The organism is Arthrobacter sp. NPDC058192, assembly GCF_042883665.1.
Classification (GTDB): Bacteria; Actinomycetota; Actinomycetes; order Actinomycetales; family Micrococcaceae; genus Arthrobacter.
In genome coordinates this window covers 134,178-156,351 of the sequence record NZ_JBHVVJ010000003.1, presented here as the reverse complement: position 1 = coordinate 156,351, position 22,174 = coordinate 134,178, and the positions used below count along the sequence as shown (strand labels likewise).

Sequence of the window (22,174 nt, the reverse complement as noted above, 5' to 3'; positions counted from 1 at the left end):
GCTAGTCGGCCTTGACGCCGACGGTCTCGGCAACCGCGGAGTAGCCCTGCGGGTTTCGGCTCTGCCAGCGCCAGTGGTCCTCACACATTTGTGCAAGGTTGCGGTGCGCGGACCAGCCCAAATCCGCTAGGGCAGCCGACGGGTCGGCGTAACTGACGGCGGCGTCGCCGGCACGGCGGGGCGCGAATTCATAGGGCACCGGGTGCCCGGCCGCCGTGCCGAACGCCTCGATGACTTCGAGCACGGAGGAGCCCCGGCCGGTGCCAAGGTTCCAGCGGAACACCCCTGCCTTGTCGCCGAGGTAGCCCAAGGCGGCCAAGTGGCCGGCAGCGAGGTCCATCACGTGGATGTAGTCCCGCACCCCGGTGCCGTCCGGCGTTGGGTAGTCGTTGCCGAACACCATCACTTTTTCGCGGCGCCCCACGGCCACCTGGGCCACGAACGGGAGCAGATTGTTGGGGACGCCGCTGGGGTCCTCGCCAATCAGGCCAGACTCGTGGGCGCCCACCGGGTTGAAGTAGCGGAGCAGCGCGATGCTCCAGCTGGGATCGGCGTCCCCCAGGTCGGAGAGGATGTCCTCGATCTGTTCCTTGGTACGGCCGTAGGGGTTGGTGGCATCCAGCGGCGCCTTCTCGATGAGGGGAACTTCCTCCGAGGCGCCATAGACGGTCGCGGACGAGCTGAAGACGAGGCGGCGTACCCCCGCGGCGTCCATGCTGTGCAGCAGGTTGAGGGTGCCGACCACATTGTTCTGGTAGTACATGAGCGGCTTCTCGACGGACTCACCAACGGCCTTCAGGCCGGCGAAGTGGATGACAGCCTCGAAGCCGCCCTCGGCAAAGACGCTGTCGACGGCGGCAGCATCCAACAGATCGACCTCCCGGAAGTCGACGCTCTTTCCAGTGATCTGCTCCACCCTGCGAAGGGATTCGGGGTTGGAGTTCAACAGATTGTCGACCACCACAACCTCGTGCCCGTCTTCGAGGAGGCAGAGCGTAGTGTGCGATCCGATGTAGCCGGCCCCGCCGGTAACCAATACCTTCATGCATCACAGCTTAGAAGGATCCACCGGCCACTGCGAACTCGAGCAGGGCCCGCCGCGTCCGCATGCCGATAGCCCGACTTCTCGCGGACAACCTGCATATTTAAGACCGTCAAGTGGCAGCTTCGACCCCACCGATCACAACAGCAACAATGGCCTCACTGGATTCACGGTGCTAGGGTGGGCGCCATAAGTCAGCCATTCTCATGGTTCGGTGGCCCGCTGGCGGGTCCGAGCACTAGCTGAGACATATATGCCGCGCTCGCGAAGCGCACCATCGTTCCGGAGCAGAAAATGAAGCGCATCCAACTTCCCCACGGCAACGATTTCGGCAGACGGGCCGGCAGCGCATTGCTGCTCGTTTCATTGTTGGCTGGTCCCGGGCTGGCAGCGCCCTCCACGGCCGCCGAACCACCGCTCCCTACTGCTGCGACGCCGACGTCGGCCGCTACGTCCACGCCAACGCCAGTCCCGACTCCAACGCCCACACGAACCCCCACGGCTACAGCGGTGGCCACGACGGCGCCGACCGGGCGGGCAACGACGCCACCGGCACCGGCACCAACCACCGCTGCCCCGACGCCGACTTCGTCGCCAGGCCCCGGTGTACCCGATAGGGCCGCGATGGCCGCGGCGGTCGGCGCAGGCGGCGCCGAGATGGGGCAACGATCTGCCCGCGTCACGGGGACGGCTGCCGCAGGTCCCGGCACCGCCAGCAAGTCCCTGACCACTGAGGCTCTGGCGGCGGCAGCCACCTGGCAGCCGTCGTTCGGCGTTCAGGGGCTTGATGTCAGCGGCCATCAGCCCTCGGTCGACTGGCAGCAGCAGTGGAACATGGGGGCACGTTTCGCCTATGTCAAGGCAACAGAAGGCAACTACTACTCAAGCGAAACCTTCTCTTCCCAGTATCAGGGTGCCCGCAGCGTGGGAATGGTCCGCGGCGCCTACCACTTCGCCATTCCCAATTGGTCCTCAGGGGCAGACCAGGCCCGCTATTTCGTCCGGAACGGTGGCGGATGGAGCGCCGACGGTTACACAATGCCTCCGGTCCTCGATATTGAATTCAACCCCTATGCCGGCCGCACCATCAGCGGCTTCTACTTTGGAAACACCTGCTATGACATGTCTGCGGCCCAGCTGACCTCCTGGCTGCGGGACTTCGGGAACACCATGCGTTCGCTGACGGGACGCTTGCCCGTGATCTACACCAACACCTCCTGGTGGAGACAGTGCACGGCAGATGCGACGGCGTTCGCGGATTACCCGCTGTGGGTTGCCGCTTACCCGTCAAGCCCGTCGGACTACGCCGGATCCCTACCCTCGAGTTGGAGCAACTACAGCATCTGGCAGTACAGCAGCATGGGTGCTTTTGCCGGTGACTCGAATGTTTGGAACGGCGACTACGCCGGCCTGAGACGTTTCGCGTCCGGATACGGCGTCAAGGGAGCCATCGGGTCCGCATGGGCTGCCCTTGGGGGCGGTGGCGGGAAACTCGGCTACCCAACTAGCAATGAAATGTGCGGGCTAACCGGCGGCGGCTGCTACCAGCGCTTCCAAGGGGGAACCATCCACTGGTCCCCCGGCACCGGCGCCCACGCCACCTGGGGCGGCATCCGCGCGGCTTGGGGCTCCCTGGGCTACGAAAAAAGCAAACTCGGCTACCCGGTCAGCAACGAGATCTGCGGCCTGACCGGCGGTGGCTGCTACCAGCGCTTCCAGGGCGGAACCATCCACTGGTCCCCCGGCACCGGCGCCCACGCCACGTGGGGCGGCATCCGCGGGGCTTGGGGCGCCCTGGGCTACGAAAAAGGCAAACTCGGCTACCCCGTCAGCAACGAAGTCTGCGGCCTGACCGGCGGCGGCTGCTACCAGCGCTTCCAGGGCGGAACCATCCACTACTCCCCCACCACCGGCGCCCACGCCACCTGGGGCGGCATCCGCGGGGCTTGGGGCGCCCTGGGCTACGAAAAAGGCAAACTCGGCTACCCCGTCAGCAACGAGATCTGCGGTTTGGTCAACGGCGGCTGCTACCAGGGCTTCCAGGGTGGAACCATCCACTACTCCCCCACCACGGGCGCCCACGCCACCTGGGGCGCAATTCGCACCGCCTGGGGCGCCCTGGGCTACGAAAAAAGCAAGCTCGGCTACCCCGTCGGCAACGAGATCTGCGGGTTGGTCAACGGCGGCTGCTACCAGCGTTTCCAGGGCGGAACCATCCATCTCTCCCCCACCACCGGCGCCCACGCCACCTGGGGCGCCATCCGCACCGCCTGGGGCGCCCTGGGCTACGAACGCGGCAAACTCGGCTACCCCGTCAGCGGTGAATCCTGCGGGCTCGCTAACGGGGGCTGCATCCAAAATTTCCAGGGCGGCACCATCAGCTGGACAGCTGCGCTCGGCGCAAAGGTTTCCTTCAGCTAGGAGGCTCGGCTCAGCCAGGTCTGCCGGGCCTGGCTGACGCGGTGCGTGCATCCCAGCCGCATCTCCACCGTCAGAAACAACACTGGTCACTCTGGAATGCGGGACCTTCCGGTGCTATCGTTTCGGCGTCATGACCAAACGAATTGACTAATCGGCTCCGGCTCACGGATGCCCGGTGATCGTGAACTAGTTGGCGTGTTTTGCCGAGCACGTTGACGCTCCGGAGAGACGCATGAAGCCGAACACGCCCCAGTCAATTCTCCGCAACTCGCGGCTCAGGACGGTTGCAGTCGTGGTGGTCACCGCGGTAGCGGCGCTCGGCCTTCCAGCGCGGGCCTGGGCTCTCGAACCGGCACCCAGCCCGGTCCCGGCGGCTTCGGCGTCGCCGGCAGAAACGGGCACTGCTCCGGGCGCCATCGATATGAAGGCACTCAACGCCGCCATCGGAGCAAACGGCGCGTACATGGGCCAGGGGCTGAAAACCCAGCTGGCCGGCTCCCCCCGGTCCGCCGCTTCTTCAGCAGTCGCGGAGTCCCTGCAGATCGAAAGCACCTGGCGGCCCCCCGGCATTCAGGGCTTGGACGTGAGCGGCTACCAGCCAACGGTGAATTGGCCGGCACAGTACTCCATGGGCGCCCGCTTCGCGTACGTGAAGGCCTCCGAAGGCCTCACCTACCGCAGCCCCGTTTTTGCTTCCCAGTACTCCGGTGCCCTGAACGCCGGCCTCATCCGCGGCGCCTATCACTTCGCGCTTCCCAGCATCTCCACCGGCGCGGCGCAGGCGGACTACTTCGTCAACAGCGGCGGCGGCTGGAGTTCCGACGGGAAAACCCTGCCGCCGCTGCTGGACATCGAATACAACCCGTACAGCACGCTCGGCAATACCTGCTACAACATGAGCGCCGCCGCCATGGTCGGCTGGCTCAAGGACTTCTCCAACCGGGTACTGTCCCGAACCGGCCGCCTGCCCATGATCTACACCACCGCGGACTGGTGGTCCCGGTGCACCGGCAACTCGGGCGCCTTCGGGAACCAGCCGCTGCACCTGGCGCGCTACTCGACGTACGTCGGCAATGTGCCGAACGGCTGGGGAACCTACAGCGTCTGGCAGTACAGCAGTACGGGCCCCTTCGCCGGCGACTCCAACGCGTGGAACGGCACGTACGCCAACTTGCAGAAATTCGCCTCCACTGCCGACCGGGCGGTCCTCAAGCCGTCGATCATGTCGACCGGCGACGTCGTAGCGGCCGATGCCAGCGGCGCCCTCTGGGACTACCCGGCCAGCGGCGCAGGCACTTTTGGTGCCCGGAAGCAGATCGGCCAAGGGTGGAGGGGGCTCCGGTCGATGAACGTGATTGACTGGAACGCCGACGGGGTCCTCGATGTCGTAGCGCAATGGACGGCCGGCCGGGTTAACATCTACCTCGGTGTCGCTTCCGGCGGCTTCTCGACAGGACCTGTGCTGGCGGCCTCCGGTTGGGGCGGCTACCAGCTCACCATCGGGTACTGGCTGAGCAACAGTCACTTCCCTCAAGTCCTCACGCGGGACGACGCCGGCACCCTCACTTTCTGGCGCAACAGCTCCGGCGGAGGACTCGGTACTGCCAGCAAAATAGGCACTGGCTGGGCCAAACTCAACCTGACGATGGTGGACTTTGACGGCGACGGTAACCAGGACATCCTCGCCCAAGACGCCGCGGGGATCATGCGCCAATATCGTTCCAACGGCTCCGGCTCCTTCATCGCTGAATCGCGCCGGGCTGTCGGTTCCTCATGGAACCAGATGACCAGTGTGACGGTTACTTTCTCCTTCAAGGGCTACGCGGCGACTGGCATCATGGCCCGCACCCGTGAGGGCATCCTTCGGTACTACCCCGTTCCGGGGAACTCCAGCTGGGGAGCCGTCACCATCATCGGCTCGGCGTGGGGCAGCTACCTGATCGCCGGCGGCGAGAACATCAACGGTCAAGTCCCCTCCGCCCCGCCAAGCCCGACGCCGGCGGCTAGCCCTTCCATTAAGGCCGCGTCCGACGTCGTTAGCGCCTACGCGGACGGCATTCTCTACCGACGCCCGACCGGCGCCGGAGCCCTGGGCTCCCCCGTCAAGATCGGGGCAGGCTTCACCGGATCAGCCTCCGTGCATGTCGTCGACTGGAACGGGGACGGCGTCCAGGACCTGGCGGTCCAGACCAACGCCGGTGTCCTGTCGATCCGCAAGGGCCTGTCCGCCGGCGGCTTCTCCGTGCCCACGGTTCTGCTCTCGGGATTGGCCGGAGCGGACCTGACGTTTGGACCCTGGCTGAAGAGCTCCAAGTATCCGGGATTGATTGTCCGCCGGCCGGACGGAGTCGTGGCGTTCTACAGCAACGCCGCCGGCAGCACCCTAGGAGCCCCAGCAACCCTGGGCACGACTTTTGCCCGCACGGACCTCACCATGCTGGACGCCGACGGGGACGGCAGCCAGGACCTCACCGCCGTGGACAACCTCGGTCAGATGACGCTCTACCGCTCCAACGGCTCGGGGACCTTCATCAATGAGAACCGCGCGCTGCTCGGCGTCGGCTGGTCCGTCATGAACAGCATCAGCCCCGCTCGTGGCTTTACCGGGCCGGGGTCCACGGGCCTGCTCGCTCGTGACACAACCGGTGCCCTCAGCTACTACCCCCTGGCCAAGGGCGCCCTGGGGACCAAAAAGGCCCTGGCGGCCGGATGGAACACCATCCTGATCGCAGGCAGCGCCACCATCATCCGCCAGCAATCCCTGTCCACAACGTCCGACGTCGTCCGGGCAGATGCCGGCAAGCTGTGGGCTTACCCGGCCAACGGAACCGGCGGCTTGGGATCGCCATACCCGATCGGGACCGGCTGGTCCACCGCTAAGACGCTCCACGTTCTGGACTGGAACAAGGACGGTGTGCCCGATGTGCTGGCACAGTGGTCAGCGGGTGCCCTCAGCGTGTACTTCGGCGCCAAGTCCGGGGGCTTCACCGGCCCTCTCACCCTCGCCAGCACTGGCTTCGCCCAGACGACTTTCGTCACGGGCCGATGGGTGAAGGCGAGCAGCTATCCGGGCCTCGTGGGTTATGGATCGGACGGGATTCTGTACTACTGGGCCAATGTTTCCGGCGGAGCCCTCAGCGCCCCCGCGAAAATCGGGGTGAGCTGGGGTGGTCTGAAGATCGTCATGACCGACTTCGACGGCGACGCTAACCAAGATCTGCTTGCAGTCAATTCTCTCGGCAGCATGCGGCTCTACCGTTCCAATGGCCAGGGCGGCTTTATTTCCGAGACGCGGAAGACTGTCGGCTCATCCTGGCAGTACTTCAAGCAGTTTTCCAGCACGGCTGGCTTTGCGGGCGCCGGCTCCAAGGGAGTCATGGCACTGTCGACGAACGGCCAGCTGAGCTACTACCCCATTGTGGCGGGAAGCAAGTGGGGCACCCGCACCACGGCAGGAACCCTGCCGACGTCGTCGGCCGTCGTCTCCATGGCCACCTCCGCCTATTAGAGAAGCCCCCTCAACGTGCGACGACGGGCCGCACCACCTCAGGACACCGGGAAATCGGAGGCAGGCAGCAACGCGCGGATCGCGGCTTCCCAGATACCGAGCTGTGATTCCGCTGCCAGCGGCCTGGCGGCGCGGTCCGCCGCGCGCTTCCACTCCATGATCTGCCCGCGGTCCAGTGACTGGATCGTTTTGGCCAGCGACGCCGGGGTGAAGTCCGGCGTGACCGTACCAAAGCCGTACTGGTTGACGATTTCCACCATCGACGGTGACGGTCCCACAACTACTCCCAGCCGGGCTTGAACGGCTTCGAAGAACTTGTTGGGCAAGGCGTTCTCCATGTTGAAATTTGTCGGTGGAAGGAACACCAGCGAGATGTCATATCCGCTCAGGGTCTGCACGAGTTCGGCATAAGGCACGGGATCGCGGAACTTCACCGCAGGGACGTCAGCCGCTGCCTGCTTCAGTTCGGCGACGTAGTCCGGTTCGTTGGGCATCACGATCATGTCCAGCTCGACCCCGGACGGCGCGCTGCGCATCGCCTCAATGAGGTTCTCCAGCTTCCGGTAGCGCTGCCCCGCAGCACTGTGGATCAGCCTGATGGTTTCCCCGACAGGCCGGGGCGCCCCCTCCGCGAAGGGCGCCGCGTTCGTGACCACGTCCGCCGCAACCCCGAAGTCCCGGGTGTACTGCGCAGCGATGCCCGGAGCGACCGTGGTGAGGGAGCGGGCACGGGGCAGGTACGTGCGGCAGAGCCACCGCATGTACGGTGCGACGAACAGGCGCCACTTGAGGTCGTCGTCCTTTTCTTTCGGCGCAAACTCATGGAGGTCGGAATGGACCCCGTACTTCGGTTCCAGTTCAAGGGCCACCGGCAGCGTGTTCAGATCATTGGCAAGAACGACATCAACGGAAACGCCTGCCAGCAGCTTCCGCGCCTGCTGAACCGCGGACATCTGGTCATACGCGCGGCGGTAGCGACGACCCAGCAATCCGATCCTGTCCGAAGGCCAGCCGACCGCATCGGGCGACAACGCAAAATGTTCATCCACGCCCTCCGGTGCGGCACCGTAACCGCACGTGATGAGGTGGTATTTGCCGCTGAAGAGCCCGACCTGCTTGAGCACGCGCGGGTCAGACCGGATCGGCGAGAAAGAGATGATGAGAAGTCGGGGCAAGGCAGTCATGCTCCCATCATTCCAGACCGCGAGGCCACCTCTTCACGCCAGGGTGCGCCCCGCCGGCACCGGCGGCGAGAATGGCTGGCGCTAAAAAATGTTCCGCAGAATGGGAATCCGCGATGCCAGGACAGCCACGGCAAAACTCAAGACCAGTGTTGCCGCGTAACTGCCGAAGGCTGCCACGACAGACCTGCCGTCGAAGACCGCGGGCACGTTTAGCCTGATGATCTCGAAAACCAGAAGGTGGACGAGGAACACGCCGAAGGAAGCAGCGGAGATGGTCACCAGCATCCTTCCGGTCGCGGGTGCGGGCGTGATGCGGCTGAAAATGGACCTGGCCGACAGGAATACCGCCACGGCCAGCAGCATGACGGTTGGCGAGAGGTAGCTGATCGGCGACACCACATTCAGCAGCCCGGTCTGTCCCTGGTGCCCGTACTGCCACAGGCAGAGTCCCGCTAAACCGATGGCGACCACGATCGCGGCGAAAAGGGACCAGCCCCGGAGCAGGACGCCCCGCAGCGCGCGGCCGGCCACGAAATAGCCAACGTATGGCAGCCAGTGAGTGAAGATGTTCAGGGTGATCGGCCGGCTGAAGCCCAGCGACGCTGCGATTCCAGGAGCCATGAAAGCCAGCGCGGTGGCGGCCAACAGGGCGGCCGCGAGGACCTGCGCCCGCCGCGGGCCCCCGTTCTGCAGGAACGCCGTGATGAACGGAGCAACCAGGTAAAGACCGAGAATCAGCCAAAGGAAATACAGCTGGGTAAAGACGGCGCCGTCGTAGAGCATCTGGGCCACCCTGCCCGGTGGCAGGTCTTCACCGCGCATCAGCCAGCGGACCCCAAGCAGGTAGACCAGGTGCCACACGACGAGTGCCGGCAGCAGCCGCACCGCCCGCTTGCGGTAAAACGACCTCGGCTCCAGGACCCGGTCCTCGGGGGCCAGCAGGAGTGCGCCGGAAATCATGACGAAAACCGGCACGACCCAGATAAAGGGGATATCCAGGGCCGCCCCCAGCCACCAGTTGCGGGACCCGGGCTCGGAGTGCCCCACGACGTACCCGAAGAGGTGGATCGCTACCACGCCGCAAATACTGAGAATCCTCAGGATGTCAAGGGAATAGTCGCGGGGCAAGGTGACGGACGCGCTACCTTCCGGGCGTGCCCTGAGAACGGTCACTCGCTCTCCTGCATCCGTTCCGAGAACACATCCGAACTCGCCGGCGGCGTCTCCTTAAGCCAGGGGCGGGGGGTTTCGTCAATGGCGATCCGGCGGGAAAGTTGGGTGAGCGTTGTCTCCATGTGCCGGAAGCGCTGGTAGGTCGTTGCCATAAACACCATGAAGCTGACGATCAGCCCGTACAGGACAAGATCTGTGCCGCGGCCAATTCCGAGGGAACGGGCGAGCATCGTCAGCAGCTCAGGAAAGAAGATCGACAACGCGGCCACAACCGCGAAAATTACCAACATTATCCGGCGGATGGCCAGGTGCCGGGCATTCGAACCGCCGCGCATGAGCGCGAGGGAGACGATGATGACGGCAAGTACGAGAACTACTTGGACTATGATCTGCAATTTCTCACCTAAACAGAAGGTCAGCGATGATGTTGACGGAGTTCAGCAGGGACTGGCCTTTTGCCTTTGAGTAATCGGTGTAGATGATCTCCACGGGGTGCTCCACCCAGCGCGGGCTGATCTCGGACACCTGGTGAATCAACTCGGAGGCGTGCGCCATCCTGTTCTGGGTGAGGTGGATTTTGCGGGCAACCTCCGGGCCGATGGCGCGCAGCCCATTGTGCGCATCCGTCAGCGCCATTCCGGTGGCCAGCCGGGACTGGACCGCGGCGGTCCGCAGCACCAAACGCTTGGCCGGGGAAAGTTTCGTCCGGCCGTCCAGGAACCGTGAGCCCAGAACCAGGTCGGCTTCGCCTGTCCGCACCCGGTCAGCCATTGCTTTGGCGTCCTCAACCCGGTGCTGGCCGTCGGCGTCGAACGTTACGATGCAGTCAAGTTCGGGATCCTGCAGCGCGTACTCGAAACCCGTCTGCAATGCCGCCCCCTGGCCCAGGTTGACCGGGTGCTGGACCACGACCGCGCCGGCCTGCCGGGCCACATCCTGGGAGCCATCACTGCTTCCGTCGTCGACGCACACCACATTCGGAAACTCCTTGCGGACTCCCTCGATCACCCCGCCAACGACAGAGGCCTCGTTGTACATAGGTATGACTATCCAAGTGCGACTCACCCATCAAGTATTCCACAGACGCCACCATGGAACCGGGCGGCACCGCGGCCGGCGGCCCGCAGGGAACGGCTGAAGCCGGGCCCGGATCCGGCACTCGCGTGACTACCGCGTGGCAGGCAGAACCGGAGCCCATGCAGCACCCCGCGTAGTATGGAAAGGATTCTTCCCCGCCGCCTTGGAGTACTCCTTGAAACAACTGCGCCGCACGATGCGCGAGCTGCTGCCTCTTCTCCCCGACAATGCGAGGCGCTTCCTCACCCTCTTTGGCGTGCTCTCGGCGGTCCTTTCGCTCCTCGATTCGGCGGCACTGGGCGTCTTTGCCTTGGTCTTGAACCAGATCCTCAAGGGCGGGCCGATGACCCTGCCGGTTATAGGAACCGTCAGCCAGGAGATGAGTCTCTTGATCCTCGTCTCCTCGGCCATGGTCATGATCCTGAAGTCCGTGCTCAGCATCTGGCTTCAGTGGGTGTCCACCCGCAGGTTTGCCGACTATGAACTTGAGATTGGCTCCATTCTGTTCCAGAGCTACATCCGTGCTCCGTGGACCGAACGGATGAAGCGGTCCACCACCGAGCTCGTCCGGATGATCGACGTCGGAATTGCCAACACGGTGTCTGGAGTTCTTTTCCCGGCCGTAACGCTGCCGGCCCAGGCGCTGACTTTCGCATCGGTCCTCGTGGTGCTGGTCGCTGCATCCTGGCAGACCGCTTTGTCCACTGTCCTTTATCTCGGGCTCATCGCGGCGTTCCTTTACTTGTGGCTCTCAAAGAAGTCGTATGAGGCAGGAAAGGTGAACCGCGACGCCGCACAGCGCATGTCCACCCTGGTGTCTGAAATGCTTGCGGCCCTGAAGGAAATCACCCTCCGCGACAAGGCGGAAGAGGTAGGCGGCATCGTCCTGCACAGTCGGGAACGTGCCGCCCGTTCACGATCGAACATCAGGTTCATCAGTTCGGTCCCCAAGTTTGTGATTGACATGGCCCTGATCGGCGGCTTCCTGCTGATTGGTGCGGTGGGCTACATGATCGGCGGTATAGAAACGGCGATGTCATCGGTCGCGATCTTCGGTCTGGCTGGCTTCAAGCTGGTGCCGGCACTGACCACGGTCCAAGGCCAGATAACCCTGATCCAGTCGACTCTTCCCTACACCGAGATCGTGATGCGGGACATCAAGGACGCGGCCGTCTTCCGGGAAAACGCCGAGAAGCTGGGCAAGACCCCCATCACCACCGAGCCGAAAATGCTCGAACTGCAGGACGTTGAATTTACTTACCCGGGGGCAGAGGGTCCGGCGGTCACCAACATCAGCCTCAGGCTACCCATCGGATCGTCCGTGGGAATCGTGGGTCAATCCGGTGCCGGTAAATCGACCCTCATCGATATCTTCCTGGGGTTGTTGACCCCGTCGAAAGGCACCATGACCCTCGACGGCATTCCGCTCGAGGAGGTGCTAGCGGATTGGCGCAAGCGGGTGGGCTATGTGCCCCAGGATGTGGCGATCTTCGACGGCACCGTCGCCCAGAATGTTGCCTTGAGCTGGGGCGGCGACATTGACGAGGACAAAGTCCGAAGCGCGCTGGAACGCGCCCAGCTGCTCGAGACCATCAATACCCGCGCGGGCGGCATCAATGGCCGGGTCGGCGAGCGGGGTCTGGCCCTCTCGGGCGGACAACGCCAGCGCCTGGGCATCGCACGTGCCCTGTACATGGACCCCCTGGTCCTGGTGCTCGACGAGGCTACCAGTGCGCTGGACACGGCCACGGAAGCCGCCGTCGCAAATGCGATCAGCGAACTGCACGGCGAGATCACGGTAATCTCCGTGGCTCACCGGCTCTCCACGATCCGGCACAATGACCAGATCTGTTTCATGAAGGACGGCACTATCGTGTCGCAGGGAAGTTTTGACGAGGTCATCCGCGTCAACCCGGACTTCGCCCAGCAGGCTGCACTCGCGGGTCTGCACCAGCCGAACGGCGACGCCCCCGTTCCGGGAGAGGCGGCGCGCCCCGAGGCACGCGCGCTGTAAGCAGCCCCGGGGCCGCTTGCTCGTCAGTGGCTGGCGTGCCATTAGGGGGTGTGCCGGTTCCGTCCGGAAAGGCTCCTAGCGGTCGGCGATTCCCCGGTAGAGATCCGCCAGACGGTCCACGTACGCTGCCGCGTCGTATCTGGGCAGCGCCCACGTTGATCCGCCCAGTGTGCGTGCAGCAGCCGGCGGGTCCTCAAGCGCTTCGAGGACCTGCTCCACGACGTCGTCCTCCGTTCCCTGCAAGACCGGCGGCGTCGAACCGTCATCCGGCCGCGCCAGCCGCGTCCCCAGGGCGGCCAGCGGCACACCCATGCACAAGGCCTCGAACTCGCTGGTAGCGAAGTTGTTGGTGGCCTGGCCGACGCCGACATGGGCCCCGGACATCACGCGGTGGTATTCCTCTTGCGACATGCGCTCCAGCAACGTCACACCGGCCTCTGCCGCCCGCCCGGCCCCCGGCCCCCAGTTCAGTCCGAGCATTCGCACCTCTGGGCCGACTGCGCGCCCGAGCCGGTGCGCCAGGCTCAACTGCCGTTCCACCCCCTTGTCCTCGTCCCAACGCGAAACAAAGAGGATGGTCGGCCGGGCGTCCGGCCGCCAGGCAGGGAGGCTGGCAGCGTCAACCAGCGCTGGCAGGAATTCGGCGTCCGGCCGCGCCGCCAAGGCGTTCTCAGCAGTGTCGTTGTTCGCGTAGAAGACGTGCGCGGCACCGTCGATGGCACGCTGGATCTCATCGTGGAAGACAGGGTCGGTCCACTGTTTGCGAATGTCGGTACCGTGCAAGGTCAGGGCGTAGGGACGCCGCGGCATGCCTCGTTCGCGCAGCAGCCGCGCGCTGGTTGCGTAGTGGACATGGACGACGTCGGCCTTCCGCAACTTTGCGGCCCTCCGGGCGACATACGGAACAAAGCGCGCCCTGGCCAGGACCGGGTTGGCCGGCGCAGGGGTCAGGGGGCGCACCAGTTCGGGCGGCAGGTAGTCCCAGGCGATGCCGGCCCGTTGTGCCGCGCGCACCAGGGAGCGGGCAACATAGGCACAGTCGTTGAACTGGAGAATCCTCGGTTCGTTACTCACGCGGTCGCTCCGAGCACTAGGCACGCGCCAGCGCCGCCACATAGGCGCGGTCAAATAGTTCCCCGACCGCAACAGGTGAGAAACGTGCCCGGATGGGATCCGCGATGTCCTCCGCGGGGACGTTCTTGAAGGCGGCACGCGCGTCGAGGACCGCCCGTCCGAGCGCTTCCGGAGCGGGGTCATCCACCAGGCGGCTGTTTGCGTCATCGGCGTAGTCGCTGAAACCGCCGACTCGGGTGGCTACGACGGCGCGGCCCGCTGCCAGTGCCTCGGCAGCCGAGGTGAAGAAATTCTCCTGGGCGGTAGGCAGGAAAAAGAGGTCGGCATCGGAGAGGTATCCTGCCACGTCAGCGGGCCTAACGGCTCCCACCAACCTCACCCGGTCCTTCAGGCCAAGCGTGGCGGTCATCTCCTCGCACTCCTCCCGCAGCGGCCCCTCCCCCACCCACGTCAGGTTCGCGTCTGTCCCTTGGTCCCGCAGCCAGGCAATGGCCTCGATGGCCTCTTTGGGGCGCTTTCGTGCGATCAGGCCGCCGACGGCCACGAGCCGCAGTACCGGTCCGAACGGTGCGGCTGTCAGGGTTTCCGGTCCTCTGACGACGCAAGGGATGGTCATCGCCGCATGCGGACGCGCGAACTTCTGCATTTCGCCAGCGAGTTGACCGGTGACACCGGTGACCACGTGGGGCAGCCGAAGCACCGCACGCAGCCAAGAGAGTTTGGCCCACACGGGCGATACGCTCCGGGGGTTGACGACGCCGTTCCAATGCTCGGTATGGACCCACGCGGGGCCGCGCCCGGTCACCGCGCGCAGTGCCCAGGCCGCGGAGGTGACGAGGATGCTTGAGAAGGCCATCGTATGGACGACGTCGGCCCATGCCATTTCACGGTGCAGGGTCCGCAGAGCCCGCAGGAGAGTGCGTGGTTGGGCGGGGTCCGCCAGGACGCGGCGCACCGGCGTTCCGTCCCAGACGCCTGATTCCCGGCTCGGCATCGCCAACCCGCTGCCGAGCCGGACGTGGACCACCCGTACCTGGTGACCGCGACGTCGAATCGCCTCGACATGGTCCGCATTGAACGGTGCCTCGGCAGGGTTCTCATCGTTCGGGTACCACGTGGCGATGACGAGAATCTTCATGGGTTCCTTCTGTGGCGTGGACGGGCGCACCGCGTTCACGGCGGTCGTCGCCGAGAATGTCCTCGGCGGATGGATTAGACGAGTGCCGAAGCACTCATGAAACGCAGGGGAGCTTCCGGATGCAGGACATGGGCAAGGTCGCGCGGCATCCAGGTCCACGGGCTGGTAAATTTCCGCCGTGCAGCGGCGAGCCCCGCCATGATCGCGGCGTCCGCCTCCTGGCGGACGACGGCGTCCAGAAGCCGCCTGTCGGCCAGGGACAGCGGCCGGGCGGCAAGCGGGGCCTCGAAAAGCAATTGCCGCAACACGGCGGCCATCTTGGATGCGTCGGTGGCGTTCCAGGTCCCGGACTGCGCGCGCAGCATCACGTGCCCGAAGACGTGGATGCGGATCAGTTTGGTCACGAGTGCCTCGCGAGAGCCGGGCGTCAACCGGCCAAACCAGTCAGTGGCCACGAGGTCCGTGGCGAAGGCCAGATCCTCCGTCACGGGCCGGGGTGTCCGGGTGACCCGCAGTTGGGCGTCGTCGTGGACCAAATACCGCGGAAGGCCGCGCCCGTAGCTGATCCGGGCACCGGAGAACCACAGCTTCGCGGAGAACAGCTGGTCCTCCCCTGTGGCATAGTCCGTGGGAAACACTAGGCCGAGGGCGCGAATCAGCGATAGCCGCATCAGGCCCAGGGGGGCAGTCCGGTAGCTCAAGCGGTCCCGCACCGGATCAAGGCCGGCCCGGCGGGTCGGCCGGACCACCGGCGTGCGGATCGTGCTGCCGCCCGCATGCGCCATCGGCGCGATGAGGACGTCGGCCCGTTCAGCCTCGGCGCTCTCGACCCAGCGGGCCAACGCGCCGGGCTCCACCGAATCGTCGCTTCCCATGATCGCAACCCAAGTTCCGGTGGCTCGGGCGATGCCGTGGTTAAAGGGACCGGCCGGGCTCTTGATCCCGTCGCTGTAGTGCAGGAACCGGACCAGGGGCTGATGCTCGGCAGCCACCCGGGCGCGGATGGGATCCACGCCGGTGTTGTGGCAAACGACGTTGATCCTCAGGCGCTGCGCTCCATGCGGATCCGTCGGGAGTCCGCCGGCAACCAGGGAGGCTACTGCGCGTTCCACCGGCCGATCCGGAGTGTGCACAGCGATCACGACGTCGAGCAGCACGGAATCCTGGCTTTGGTTGTCCACCCAGTAAGGTTATCGCGGAACCCAACGCACACCGCCAAGGAGTACGAACCCGTGAGCCGGAGCATCGAAGTCGTCATTCCGGTCCATGACCCGGCCCGGCCGGTAGCGCGCGGAATAGCCTCAGTCCTTGACCAACGCCCGGCGATGGCCAATCACGGCGTCGAGCTGCGCGTGACTGTGGTGCTGCACAACCTTTCCCCGGACAGCCTGTCCCACCCCGGTTTTCCCTCCGGCCTCGCCGGCGTAACCTATCTCACCCATGCCGACGGCGTGGCGTCACCTGCAGGCCCCCGCAACTACGCCCTGGGCCGCAGCAGCGCGGACTACCTCAGCTTCCTTGACTCGGACGACTACCTGGAACCTGGTTCGCTGCTGTCCTGGTGGCAGGTGGCCGAGAAGCAGAGTGCCGCGGCCGTAATCGCCCCGCTGCGGAACCCGTCGGGGACGATTCTCGCCGCTCCCCGGATCCGGCCCTCAAAGCCCCGGATCCTCCACCCCCTACGTGACGGGCTGGCGTACCGCAGCGTGCCGTACGGGCTGTTACGCCGCGAGAGCCTGCAGGCCCTGGGGTTTGGCTACACCGAGGGCATCCTGACCGGTGAAGACATTGAACCTACGCTGCGGCTGTGGTTCCGCTCCGGGGCTGTTTGCTATCCGTATGGCGCCCCCGCGTACCGGCAGACGGATGACTCAGGGGCAGGCCGCGTAACGAGCGCAATCCGGCCGTTAGGGCAGGAGTTCGCCTGGCTGGAACGCCTCCTTGACACGGACTGGCTGCGGCAGGCGTCGACGCCGGAAAGGCGCGCCATCGCCCACAAGGTCCTAAGGGTGCACGGCATCGGGGCGCTGCTCAGGCGCGCTGACGCCCCCGAGTCCCCCGGCCGCGCCCCGTTGTGGGATCCCGAGGAGAGCCTGTACTGGCGTTCCGTTGCCGGGCGGGTCCTGGCTCTTGCCGGCGGTTCCATCCCAAGCATCAGCCGGCGTGACTCCGCGCTGATCGGGGCCGCTGGCTCTGCCGGTGAGCTTCGGCAGCTGCGCGCCGCGGTGGCGGATTACCGGGGCTCCGGACGGTGGGCGGAGCTGCTCACTCCACGGCTGCAGGACTCGCTGACCCGCGATTCGACGCTCCGCCACTACCTCAGCGAAAGACTGCGGGCCAGGACGGGCGTTTTCAGGGCACCGCCCGCCGCACCTTGACTAGGGAACCCGCGCGGCCGTCCCGCCCGCTGCCGGAGGCTCCCGAGCGCACTCTTGATGTTTCTTCCCGGGTTACGCTTGTGACACGTGCGCAGCATCACAGCCGACGGGTCCGGACACCCGCTGTCGCCTAAGCTTGGAACATGCGTATTCTCAGCGTCGTCGGCGCAAGACCACAATTTGTAAAGCTCGCACCGATCGCGTCGGCCCTCTCCGGCCGGGCGGAGCATCTGATTGCCCACACCGGCCAGCACTATGACGAGCTCATGAGCGATGTTTTCTTCCGTGACCTGGGGATCCCAGCGCCCGATTTCAACCTCGGCGTGGGCTCCGGCAAGCACGGTGCCCAAACGGGGGCCATGCTCGCAGGCCTCGAAGAGATCCTGGAAGAGGCCAATCCAGACTGCGTTCTGGTCTATGGCGACACGAATTCCACCTTGGCCGCCGCGATAGCCGCGGTTAAGATGCACATCCCGCTGGCCCACCTAGAAGCCGGCCTGCGTTCTTTTAACCGGCGCATGCCCGAAGAACACAACCGCGTCCTGACCGACCACGCCGCGGACCTGCTGCTGGCCCCCACCCAGGTGGCCGTTGACCACTTGGCCAACGAGGGCCTCGCGGACAAGACTGTCCTCGTCGGCGACGTCATGACCGACGTCCTGTACCAGGTCCGGGCCCTGCTGGCGAGCAGGAAAGAGCCCCTCCCCCTCGATGTGACCCCGCAGGGATACTACGTCAGCACGATCCACCGTCCGGACAATACGGACTCGCCGTTCCGCCTCCAGTCCATCCTCGCGTCCCTGGCCTCCCTGGACCGTCCTGTCCTGCTGCTAGCCCACCCGCGCCTGGTCAGTTTCGCCGAACGCCACGGACTGGCCCTCGAGCAGGGAAGCATCCGGGTATGCCCGCCGCTGGCCTATCCGCAGCTGGTCAACGCCGTAGTCAACAGCGCAGGCGTCATCACCGACTCGGGGGGCCTGCAGAAGGAAGCCTTCCTGCTCCGGGTACCGTGCACGACGATCCGTCCCGAGACGGAGTGGGTTGAAACCCTCGAATCGCGGTGGAACGTCCTGGTGAGCGAAGACCTCTCCATCCTTGCCGACACAGTGAAGCGGCCCGCTCCCGAGCCCACGGACGCAGCCCCATACGGCGACGGACACGCTGCCGAGAAGATTGTGGACACGCTGCTGAGCTTCAAGGCGGAGTCCGTCAGCAAGTAGCGCAATTCAGGGGCGGGAACGGACTACAGGGAGTCCGTTCCCGCCCCTGCTGTTCTCCCTGCAGGCCGTAGGGACCGTCAGCGGCAGGTCCCCGCCACCGTGGCAACGACCGCCGCCGCCGCCTGGCCTGCCGCCGCGAGGGAAGCGTGGTCCGCCACCCACTGCGAGCGGAGTCCCCGGCCGGAGTCGGCGGTTTCGAGCGCGGCGATCATCGCAGCGGCCACGGCATGGGGGTCGTGGCCCACCGCGTCGCCGAGTCCGTTATCAGCCACCACTGCCGCCCCCTCGCCGGCCCCGGCAAAGATCACCCGGGTGCCGCATCCTGCGGCCGCATAGATTTTGGTGGGCTTGGCGAAGTCATAGCCCTGGCCTGGCTTGATGCTGACAAGAGCCGCAGCGGCTCCCCGCAGCCACGCCGCAGCCTCCCGGGGCGGAACGACTCCGCCGAAAACCACGCTCCCGGGAGCGATCTCGGCCGCCAGCGCCCGGAGGGCCGGCTCATCGGTGCCCTGGCCGAAAAAGCGGATCTCCGCGTCCGGAAATTTCCGCTGCACGATCGGCAGTGCGCGGACGAAAACATCGGCTCCCTGCCATTCCGAAATGGTTCCGGTGTAGGCGAAATAAGGCCGTTCACTGGCCGCGGCCTCACCCTCGGGGTTGAAGACTGAGGTGTCCACCCCGTTGGCCACCACGCGGAGCCGCTCGGCCGGCACGTCGAACTTTGCGACTTGCTCGGCCACGGCATCAGAAATGGCGATAACGCAGGCCGCACGTCGCAGTACGAAGCCTTCCACGTGCCGCATGATGCCGATGACGACGCCGGGCACGTCAGTTGCGGACAGCGCTTCGCTCCACACGTCCGCTGCGTAGTACACGAACGGCCGGCGGCGCAGCCAGCTGCTGAGGGCCACCACCAGCCCGGTGGTTGGCGGCGGCTCGGAGACAACAACATCCGCGCCCTGAACCAGCAGGCGGAAGAAGGCCGGTATGTCGAAGCTCAGGTACTGCAGGTAGCCGCGGACGTTGCCGCCCGGGTCCCGCAGGACGGGCCAACGGCTGATTTTGAACGGGACGCTGCCGGCCGAGGCTCCGCCGGGGGCGCGGGTGGTCACGACCTGGACCTCAGCCCCCGCGGCCACCAGCCCGTCCACCAGGGCCTGGAGACGAAAGGCAGCGGCCCCCACTTCCGGTGTGAAAAGCCGGGTGGCGACCGCGACCCTCAATCCGGGACGGGCCCTCACGAGGCGACGACTTTGACCATCTGCCCGCTGCGCGCGGACTCCAGCACGGCCTCGGCAACGGCGAGCGTCTCCAGGCCTTCGCGCATGGTCACGACGTCGTTGCGCAGTCCCAGAACGGCGTCGCGGAAGGCCTCGTGCTCGGTGCGCAGCGGTTCTGGTTTGGCGATGGCAAGCCGGGTCATGTTGCCCTCGGAGACACCCCGGAAAGCTGCCATGGACTCCCACTCCGTGGCCACGGTGCCGTTTTCGAAGAACGTCAGGTCCGCCGTCACCGTGTCGGCCACGAAAGCGCCCTTTTCGCCGGTGACGATTGTCAGGCGCTCTTTCATTGGGGAAAGCCAGTTCACCAGGTGATTCGTGATGACACCGCTTTCCAGCTGCCCCGTCGCCGCCACCATGTCTTCGTGCGGACGGCCGCTGCGCGTGGTGACATGGGCGAAGATCGATTCGAAGCGGCTCCGGGCGAGCCAGGCGGTGAGGTCGATGTCGTGCGTGCCGAGGTCCTTCACGACCCCGACGTCGGCGATGCGCGACGGGAAGGGACCCTGCCGGCGGGTGGCAATCTGGTAAACCTCCCCGAGTTCGCCCGCTTCAATCCTCTTCCGCAGGGACTGCAGGGCCGGATTGAAACGCTCGATGTGTCCCACCGCGCCCACGAGGTTCCTGGCCTCGAATGCATCCACGAGGCGTCGGCCCGCCGAGGCGCTTTCGGCAATCGGCTTCTCCACGAGGGTGTGGACGCCGGCTTCGGCCAGTGCCAGGCCGACTTCCTCATGCATCCCCGTGGGGACGGCGGCGACCGCCATGTCCAGGCCCTGCGCAATGAGTTCCTCAACCGAGGACAGTACGTCCAGGCCCCCGGCGACGCCGTGCGGATCGCCGTAGGCGTCGGCCACAGCCACGAGGTCGACGCCGGGCAGCTCGCGAAGAACCCTGGCATGGTGCCGGCCCATCATTCCCAGCCCGATCAGGCCTACGCGCAGATTCGCCATCTCAGGCACCGGCCTTGGCGACGGCGTTGACGGCAGTGACGATCCGATCGAGGTCGTCCTGGCTCAGGGAGGGGTGAACAGGCAGGGAGAGCACTTCCTTGGCGGCCGTCTCCGTGTTGGGCAGGTCTTCGGTGCGGTTGAAGGACGGAAGCCGGTGGTTCGGGACCGGGTAGTACACGCCGGTTCCGATGTTGTACTCGTCCCGCAGCGCCTTGGCCATCCCGTCGCGGTCCTCGGTCACGCGGATGGTGTACTGGTGGTAGACGTGCCCCGCCCCCTCCTTGACGGCCGGGATCCCGACGTTCTCCAGGTTGGCGTCGAGGAACGCCGCGTTCTGCTGCCGCTGCGCGGTCCAGCCGAGCACCTTGGTGAGCTGGACGCGGCCGATGGAGGCGTGCAGGTCGGTCATGCGGGCGTTGAAGCCGACGATCTCGTTCTCGTACTGCTTTTGCATGCCCTGGTTGCGCAGGAGCCGGAGCTTGTGCTCGACGCCGGCGTCCGACGTCGTGACCATGCCGCCCTCGCCGGAGGTCATGTTCTTCGTCGGGTACAGGCTGAACATGGCGAAGGTGCCGAAGCTGCCCACCTTCTTGCCGTTGAAGCTTGCTCCGTGGGCCTGGGCTGCGTCCTCGTAGAGATCGATGCCCCGCTCCGACGCCAGCCGGCCGAGGCCCTCGACGTCGAAGGGGTGGCCGTAGAGGTGGACCGGCATGATGCCCTTGGTCTTCTCCGTGATCAGCGAAGCGACGTGGTCGGTGTCCAGGGTGTAGTGGTCCAGCTCGATGTCAGCGAAGACCGGGGTCGCACCGGTCAGCGCGACGGCGTTGCCGGTGGCGGCGAAGGTGAAGGACGGCACGATGACTTCGTCGCCGGGGCCAACGCCGGCGGCGAGGAGACCGAGGTGGAGACCGGAGGTGCCGGAGTTTACGGCGACAGCCGCTCGTCCGTCGACGAGCACGGAAGAGAACTCGGTTTCAAACTCGGCTACCTGCTTGCCTTGGGCCAGCATTCCAGAGGCGAGTACGGCATCTACGGCCGCCCGCTCTTCGTCGCCGATGATCGGCCTGGCTGCGGGGATAAAGTCCGGGCTCATGCGTTGTCCTCTGCCTCTTTCAGGGAATTTTCTTCTTCTACATACTTGGCGCCTGTCTCGGGGCACACCCAGAACCCCTCCACCTCACGCAACGGGAAGCCGGCCTTGCCGACCCAGCCGAGCCGTTTGGCCGGTACTCCGGCCATCAAGGCGAAGGCGGGGACATCCTTCGTGACGACAGCGCCTGCGGCGATGGTCGCCCAGCGCCCGATCGTCACCGGAGCCACGCAGACGGCGCGAGCGCCGATGGACGCTCCATCCTCGATGGTGACGCCCACCGGGGTCCAGTCGTGCGCGCTCTTCAAGGATCCATCGGGGCTGACGGAGCGGGGGTAGGTGTCGTTCGTGAGGACCACTGCGGGTCCGATGAAGACGCCCTTTCCGAGCCTGGCCGGCTCGTAGACCAGCGCGTAATTCTGGATCTTGGTGTTGTCGCCGATGTGGACGCCGGTGCCTACGTAGGCGCCACGGCCGACGATGCAGTTTTCTCCCAGGGTGGCGTCCTCGCGCACCTGGGCCAGGTGCCAGATCTTGGTGCCGGCGCCCAGCACGGCGCGGTCAGAAACATCAGCGCTCGGGGCAATGTTATTCATCGTGGATCTCCTGTCGACGGGAAGAT

17 protein-coding genes are annotated in these 22,174 nt (G+C 65.7%); 5 read left to right on the top strand and 12 right to left on the bottom strand.

Features of this window, described 5'->3' with window-relative positions; translation table 11 throughout:
* Window position 1: 1 nt before the first annotated feature.
* Entirely contained in the window at window positions 2-1,045 is a 1,044-nt protein-coding gene (galE, locus tag ACFVVK_RS04315; protein ID WP_390263911.1) for a UDP-glucose 4-epimerase GalE, read from the bottom strand.
* 654 nt (window positions 1,046-1,699) lie between these two features.
* On the opposite strand from galE, the gene ACFVVK_RS04310 reads away from it, so the two are divergent.
* Both ACFVVK_RS04310 and ACFVVK_RS04305 read left to right on the top strand, forming a co-directional pair.
* Window positions 1,700-3,463: a GH25 family lysozyme gene (locus ACFVVK_RS04310; protein WP_390263909.1), complete on the top strand. Its 1,764-nt coding sequence runs from the start codon at window positions 1,700-1,702 to the stop codon at window positions 3,461-3,463.
* A gap of 232 nt (window positions 3,464-3,695) precedes the next feature.
* Window positions 3,696-6,971: a GH25 family lysozyme gene (locus tag ACFVVK_RS04305; protein WP_390263906.1), complete on the top strand. Its 3,276-nt coding sequence runs from the start codon at window positions 3,696-3,698 to the stop codon at window positions 6,969-6,971.
* Window positions 6,972-7,009: 38 nt separating this feature from the next.
* On the opposite strand, the gene ACFVVK_RS04300 is transcribed toward ACFVVK_RS04305, so the two are convergent.
* From ACFVVK_RS04300 to ACFVVK_RS04285, 4 genes are all read right to left on the bottom strand, one after another.
* The gene (locus tag ACFVVK_RS04300; RefSeq protein ID WP_390263904.1) at window positions 7,010-8,155 is read right to left on the bottom strand and encodes a glycosyltransferase family 1 protein; all 1,146 of its coding nucleotides are present in this window, start codon (window positions 8,153-8,155) and stop codon (window positions 7,010-7,012) included.
* 81 nt (window positions 8,156-8,236) lie between these two features.
* Window positions 8,237-9,328: an acyltransferase gene (locus tag ACFVVK_RS04295; RefSeq protein ID WP_390263901.1), complete on the bottom strand. Its 1,092-nt coding sequence runs from the start codon at window positions 9,326-9,328 to the stop codon at window positions 8,237-8,239.
* Window positions 9,325-9,723, bottom strand: coding sequence for a DUF2304 domain-containing protein (locus tag ACFVVK_RS04290; protein ID WP_390263899.1), 399 nt, complete (start codon window positions 9,721-9,723; stop codon window positions 9,325-9,327). Before ACFVVK_RS04290 ends, ACFVVK_RS04295 begins: the two co-directional genes overlap by 4 nt.
* 4 nt (window positions 9,724-9,727) lie before the next feature.
* On the bottom strand, window positions 9,728-10,366 hold the full coding sequence (locus tag ACFVVK_RS04285) for a glycosyltransferase family 2 protein (protein ID WP_390263896.1): 639 nt from the start codon (window positions 10,364-10,366) through the stop codon (window positions 9,728-9,730).
* 214 nt (window positions 10,367-10,580) lie between these two features.
* Between ACFVVK_RS04285 and ACFVVK_RS04280 the strand changes: the two genes are divergently transcribed.
* Window positions 10,581-12,419 carry an ABC transporter ATP-binding protein gene (locus tag ACFVVK_RS04280; RefSeq protein WP_390263893.1) on the top strand — a complete coding sequence of 613 codons (1,839 nt, stop codon included), beginning with the start codon at window positions 10,581-10,583 and terminating at the stop codon, window positions 12,417-12,419.
* Window positions 12,420-12,494: 75 nt separating this feature from the next.
* Here the strand turns inward: ACFVVK_RS04280 and ACFVVK_RS04275 are convergent, their stop codons facing one another.
* From ACFVVK_RS04275 to ACFVVK_RS04265, 3 genes are all read right to left on the bottom strand, one after another.
* Window positions 12,495-13,493 (bottom strand): glycosyltransferase, encoded by a 999-nt coding sequence (locus tag ACFVVK_RS04275; RefSeq protein WP_390263890.1) that lies wholly within the window; start codon window positions 13,491-13,493, stop codon window positions 12,495-12,497.
* 16 nt (window positions 13,494-13,509) lie between these two features.
* Window positions 13,510-14,631 carry a glycosyltransferase gene (locus ACFVVK_RS04270; protein ID WP_390263888.1) on the bottom strand — a complete coding sequence of 374 codons (1,122 nt, stop codon included), beginning with the start codon at window positions 14,629-14,631 and terminating at the stop codon, window positions 13,510-13,512.
* A gap of 74 nt (window positions 14,632-14,705) precedes the next feature.
* Entirely contained in the window at window positions 14,706-15,812 is a 1,107-nt protein-coding gene (locus ACFVVK_RS04265) for a glycosyltransferase family 2 protein (RefSeq protein WP_390263885.1), read from the bottom strand.
* Window positions 15,813-15,863: 51 nt separating this feature from the next.
* Between ACFVVK_RS04265 and ACFVVK_RS04260 the strand changes: the two genes are divergently transcribed.
* Together ACFVVK_RS04260 and wecB are read left to right on the top strand one after the other, a co-directional pair.
* Complete coding sequence (locus ACFVVK_RS04260; protein ID WP_390263882.1) at window positions 15,864-17,009, top strand: glycosyltransferase; 1,146 nt, start codon at window positions 15,864-15,866, stop codon at window positions 17,007-17,009.
* A gap of 143 nt (window positions 17,010-17,152) precedes the next feature.
* A complete protein-coding gene (gene wecB / locus ACFVVK_RS04255; RefSeq protein WP_390263879.1) occupies window positions 17,153-18,229 on the top strand; it encodes a non-hydrolyzing UDP-N-acetylglucosamine 2-epimerase in 1,077 nt (358 codons plus the stop codon).
* Between the two features lie 77 nt (window positions 18,230-18,306).
* Here wecB and ACFVVK_RS04250 read toward each other — a convergent pair whose 3' ends face one another.
* The 4 genes from ACFVVK_RS04250 to ACFVVK_RS04235 are packed head-to-tail and all read right to left on the bottom strand — an operon-like array spanning window position 18,307 to window position 22,148.
* Window positions 18,307-19,413: a glycosyltransferase gene (locus tag ACFVVK_RS04250; protein ID WP_390263876.1), complete on the bottom strand. Its 1,107-nt coding sequence runs from the start codon at window positions 19,411-19,413 to the stop codon at window positions 18,307-18,309.
* Between the two features lie 53 nt (window positions 19,414-19,466).
* On the bottom strand, window positions 19,467-20,462 hold the full coding sequence (locus ACFVVK_RS04245) for a Gfo/Idh/MocA family oxidoreductase (protein ID WP_390263874.1): 996 nt from the start codon (window positions 20,460-20,462) through the stop codon (window positions 19,467-19,469).
* A gap of 1 nt (window position 20,463) precedes the next feature.
* Entirely contained in the window at window positions 20,464-21,555 is a 1,092-nt protein-coding gene (locus tag ACFVVK_RS04240) for a DegT/DnrJ/EryC1/StrS family aminotransferase (RefSeq protein ID WP_390263871.1), read from the bottom strand.
* Entirely contained in the window at window positions 21,552-22,148 is a 597-nt protein-coding gene (locus ACFVVK_RS04235; RefSeq protein ID WP_390263869.1) for an acyltransferase, read from the bottom strand. Before ACFVVK_RS04235 ends, ACFVVK_RS04240 begins: the two co-directional genes overlap by 4 nt.
* Between the last annotated feature and the right edge of the window lie 26 nt (window positions 22,149-22,174).

What these genes read in the sequence shown, in the direction of transcription:
- galE (WP_390263911.1), bottom strand. Translation starts at nt 1,045, where the DNA reads ATGAAGGTATTGGTTACCGGCGGGGCCGGCTACATCGGATCGCACACT.
- ACFVVK_RS04300 (WP_390263904.1), bottom strand. Translation starts at nt 8,155, where the DNA reads ATGACTGCCTTGCCCCGACTTCTCATCATCTCTTTCTCGCCGATCCGG.
- ACFVVK_RS04285 (WP_390263896.1), bottom strand. Translation starts at nt 10,366, where the DNA reads ATGTACAACGAGGCCTCTGTCGTTGGCGGGGTGATCGAGGGAGTCCGC.
- ACFVVK_RS04240 (WP_390263871.1), bottom strand. Translation starts at nt 21,555, where the DNA reads ATGAGCCCGGACTTTATCCCCGCAGCCAGGCCGATCATCGGCGACGAA.
- ACFVVK_RS04270 (WP_390263888.1), bottom strand. Translation starts at nt 14,631, where the DNA reads ATGAAGATTCTCGTCATCGCCACGTGGTACCCGAACGATGAGAACCCT.
- ACFVVK_RS04305 (WP_390263906.1), top strand. Translation starts at nt 3,696, where the DNA reads ATGAAGCCGAACACGCCCCAGTCAATTCTCCGCAACTCGCGGCTCAGG.
- wecB (WP_390263879.1), top strand. Translation starts at nt 17,153, where the DNA reads ATGCGTATTCTCAGCGTCGTCGGCGCAAGACCACAATTTGTAAAGCTC.
- ACFVVK_RS04310 (WP_390263909.1), top strand. Translation starts at nt 1,700, where the DNA reads ATGGGGCAACGATCTGCCCGCGTCACGGGGACGGCTGCCGCAGGTCCC.
- ACFVVK_RS04235 (WP_390263869.1), bottom strand. Translation starts at nt 22,148, where the DNA reads ATGAATAACATTGCCCCGAGCGCTGATGTTTCTGACCGCGCCGTGCTG.
- ACFVVK_RS04245 (WP_390263874.1), bottom strand. Translation starts at nt 20,462, where the DNA reads ATGGCGAATCTGCGCGTAGGCCTGATCGGGCTGGGAATGATGGGCCGG.